At 68.3% G+C, this 3,531-nt stretch carries 4 protein-coding genes; 3 read left to right on the top strand and 1 reads right to left on the bottom strand.

The annotated features are described in order from the left end of the window. Positions 1-1,627, bottom strand: a 1,627-nt coding sequence (locus ACK5KK_RS01195; RefSeq protein WP_416888264.1) for a SulP family inorganic anion transporter, incomplete at its 3' end; no start/stop codon positions are given. Positions 1,628-1,799: 172 nt separating this feature from the next. On the opposite strand from ACK5KK_RS01195, the gene ACK5KK_RS01190 reads away from it, so the two are divergent. The 3 genes from ACK5KK_RS01190 to ACK5KK_RS01180 all read left to right on the top strand — a co-directional run bounded on the left by ACK5KK_RS01190 (position 1,800) and on the right by ACK5KK_RS01180 (position 3,500). Beyond that, positions 1,800-2,237, top strand: a complete 438-nt coding sequence (locus ACK5KK_RS01190) for a pyridoxamine 5'-phosphate oxidase family protein (protein WP_416888263.1) — start codon at positions 1,800-1,802, stop codon at positions 2,235-2,237. 68 nt (positions 2,238-2,305) lie between these two features. After that, complete coding sequence (locus ACK5KK_RS01185; protein WP_416888262.1) at positions 2,306-2,683, top strand: BlaI/MecI/CopY family transcriptional regulator; 378 nt, start codon at positions 2,306-2,308, stop codon at positions 2,681-2,683. Positions 2,684-2,687: 4 nt separating this feature from the next. Next, positions 2,688-3,500 carry a M48 family metalloprotease gene (locus ACK5KK_RS01180; RefSeq protein ID WP_416888261.1) on the top strand — a complete coding sequence of 271 codons (813 nt, stop codon included), beginning with the start codon at positions 2,688-2,690 and terminating at the stop codon, positions 3,498-3,500. The last annotated feature ends 31 nt before the right edge of the window (positions 3,501-3,531 follow it).

Genomic DNA, 3,531 nt, shown 5'->3' with positions numbered 1-3,531 from the left:
GTCGCCGGGCATCGCGATACGCGCGACGCAGTGTTGCGGTCACCCACTCCGTGCCGCGATACAGGTGTTCCTCACCCAACTCACCGCGCAGCCCGCCCGCTTCGAGTTGGCGGACGACCCGATCCTCGCTGACGACGAGTTTCAGGGTGGCGTTCGCATCGCGCAGCGCATGGGCGTAGCGGCGCAGAACCTCCACCTGGGCCAGGCCGAGTTCGTCGGTTCCGCGCAGTCGGATGATCACGATCGCCCCCTCGGACTCGCGCGACACGGTCGGCAGTTGGCTCTCGAGGATCGGCGCGCTCGCGAAGAACAGGCTCCCGTAGGGCTGCAGGATGACGATCTCCCTCGCCGCAACCGCGGGCGGGGGGTCGGACTCGCGCAGACGTCCGTCGCCGCCGAACTCCAGCCGTCGTACCCGCACCCGGTTGGACTGCTGAGCGACGAACAGCACGACACCCAGACCCACTCCGACCAACACGGCGAACTGCAGCGGGATGATCACCGTCAGCACGAACGTGGTCGCCATCACGACCGCCTGCAGCGTGCTGCTGCGCAGCACCGAGTAGATGCGGCTCGGCTTGATCGACGCGAGGCCGACATAGATCAACAGGGCCGCCAGGGAGGGCATCGCCACAAACGCGACCAGGTCTGCCGCCAGCAGGATCACGACCGCCATCACGGCACCCGCGATCAGAAGCGACGCGCGCGAGCGCGCCCCGGCCTGCACGACCAGCGCTGACGCCGACATGGAGCCGCCCACCGGCATCCCCCTGAAGACGCCGGCGACAAGGTTGCCGACACCCTGCCCGATGAAGTCGCGGGACGCGTCGGCGGGTTTGCCGCTGGGCGTGGGGATGCCGGCGGACACGCCCGCGCCCTGCACAAGCCCCACGAACGCGAGTGAGGTGGCCGGGATGGACAGGTACAACATGTCGTCGATCGTCGGCAGCACCGGCGCGGGAAGACCCCGCGGCACGTCGACGAGGTCGCCGATCTGCGACACCGGCGTGGCGATCCAGAGGTTGAGCAGCCACGCGGCGAGCGATCCGGCGATGACCGCGATGACCAGTCCCAGCGACCCCGCCCGGGTGGGTTGAAGCAGCATGATCACCGCGAGGGTGACACCGCCGACCGCAAGAGCGGGCAGACTCCACTGGAACAGGTGGGCAACCAGGTCCACCGTCTTGAGCAGGCGATTGGCGCCCTGCGCGTCGAACCCCGTGAAGTTCCCGAGTTGCCCGAGCACGATGTTCACGCCAATGGCGGTGATGAATCCGGTCATCACGGCGGTCGGCACGAAACGCACCAGCGTGCCCAGCCGCAGCACACCGGCGACGATCATCACGACGCCGGTGAGCATCGCGAGGGTGTACAGCGCACGGTCGGGGTCGGGGCGGCTGGCAAGGTCGGCGTCGGCGACGACGAGGGCCATGGCGCCGGTGGCCTGCACCGCCATGAACGCACTGCTGGTGGCGAACGCGGCCCCGACCATGCCGAACAGGTACCCGTAGAGGCCGGCCAGCGGATTGACACCGGCGAGCACCCCCGACGCCAGCCCATCTGGAACCGACTCGACACCCAGAACGAGTCCGGCGACGGCATCCTTGCGCAACGTCGTCCTACTCATGCCCGTCTTCCTGAGCCACCGCCGCAGCCTGCCTCGCACGTCTGCCACGCTAGTGCCACCCGCCCTTGCGCGCGGACCCCTCGTCCCGCAGATTTCGTGTCGGGCGCCGGCGCGGCAGGTGAGGCTGAAGGCTGAAGGTGGAGACTGGTCTGCACAGAATCAGAGGAGTGACATGAGTGGCTTTCGACTCGACCCGACCGACCCGGTGCACGAGAAGCTGATCGGGCGACTGCAGACCGAACGGATCGGATGGCTCGGCAGGACCGGCCGCGACGGCTACCCGCACGCCGTGCCGGTGTGGTTTCTCTGGCACGAAGAGCAGATCGTGGTGTTCAGCCAGCCGAACGCGGCGAAGACGAAGAACCTGCGCGCCGATCCGCGGGCACTCCTGCACCTGGAGTCCGGCCCGAGCGGCGAGTTCATGCAGGTGCTGCAGGGGACGGCAGAGCTGTCGGACGAACCGACGGCCGTGTGGGTCAACCGACTGGGCGATCAGTATCTCGCCAAGTACGCCGACGGCCTCGCAGCGCTGGGGTGGGACATGGAGCAGATGGCATCCGACTACTCGGTCACCATCGTGCTGCACCCCGAGAAGGTCATCGCGTGGTGACCGCCCCGATCACGATCACCCGAGGAGCGATCGAAGACATCTTGTAGAGTTGACGTGGAGGTTCGCACATGGCGGGAATACGCACTCGGGAGCGCGGTGAGCTCGAAGGCGAAGTGCTGCGGCTGCTGCGTGCGCACGACGGCTCATTGAGCGCGCAGGAACTGCGTGAACTGTTCACCGGGCACGTCCCGGCCTACACGACGCTGATGACAGCGCTGACCCGCTTGGAAAAGAAGGGCGACGTCATCCGCTCCGGTGACTCACCGCGCAAAGTGCGCTTCCGCGCGGCGCGCTCCGCAGAGGCGCAAGCCAGCGACACGATGCTGTCGGCGCTGCACACGGCGACCGACCGCCATGCGGCACTGCTCGCATTCACCGGCAACCTCGACGACGACGATCTGGCACTGCTGCGATCGGCATTCGGTCCCACCGGCAAGAAACGCTGACCGCGTGCTCTGGGGGGTGTCCGTGTGGTTCATCGCCGCGGGTGTCGTGGCGCTTGCCTCCCCCATCGTCTTGACGGTGGGGCGATGGCAGATGTTGCATCCCCGACTCGCGCTGACCGCGTGGTTCGGTGCGTTCTCCCTCGGCATCCTGCTGGCACTCCTCGGGTTCGCCGCCTGCGTTGCCGCGACGCTGCATGCTCCTGAAAGCGCACCGATCGCCGAGTCGGTTCTGCTGACCACGACCGGATGGTGTGCACTGGGCATCCTCGGCGGAGTGATCGGCTTCGTCTGCAGCAACGCAGAACCGCTTGCCGGTCTTCACCGCGCGGGCGCGACACCCGTGCTGTCGCGCTCGAGCGAGCGGCGTAGCGGGTTCACGCTGGTCCGGTTCGACTCCGCCGAGCCGATCTCGTACGCGGTCCCCGGCGCGCGGCCGCAGATCCATGTCTCTTCCGAACTTGAACGGGTGCTGACGCCAGAACAAGTGCGCGCCGTAGTTGCCCACGAGTATGCGCACTTGCGCCAGCACCACGGAGCGGCGATCCGCATCGCCCAGATCAACGCGCTGTGCCTGGCCCGGCTGCGGCCCGGCCGCGCTCTGCTACGGGCCACACTGCTCCTCGTGGAGCTCGCCGCCGACGACGCCGCTGCTCGCCACGCCCGAGCCGTGCACCTGGCCAACGCGCTATCCACACTCGGCCGCCTCACCGGCGACGAGCGGATGCTGCTGCGCGCAGACCGCCTGACGCACAAGCGGTGGCGACGTGCATCGCGTCGGCTCCTACCTGCAGCCGTACGCACCGCCGTGCCCGAATGAGCGCGTTCGGTCGGTGCGCACTCCGCGCGAC

This window comes from Microbacterium sp. (assembly GCF_047972865.1).
Taxonomy (GTDB): Bacteria; Actinomycetota; Actinomycetes; order Actinomycetales; family Microbacteriaceae; genus Microbacterium.
Note: the sequence above shows the minus strand (reverse complement) of the source record. Positions and strands in the feature narration are given on the sequence as shown.

Excerpts from the sequence above, each read along its gene's own strand:
- ACK5KK_RS01190 (WP_416888263.1), top strand. The coding sequence starts at position 1,800 with ATGAGTGGCTTTCGACTCGACCCGACCGACCCGGTGCACGAGAAGCTG.
- ACK5KK_RS01185 (WP_416888262.1), top strand. The coding sequence starts at position 2,306 with ATGGCGGGAATACGCACTCGGGAGCGCGGTGAGCTCGAAGGCGAAGTG.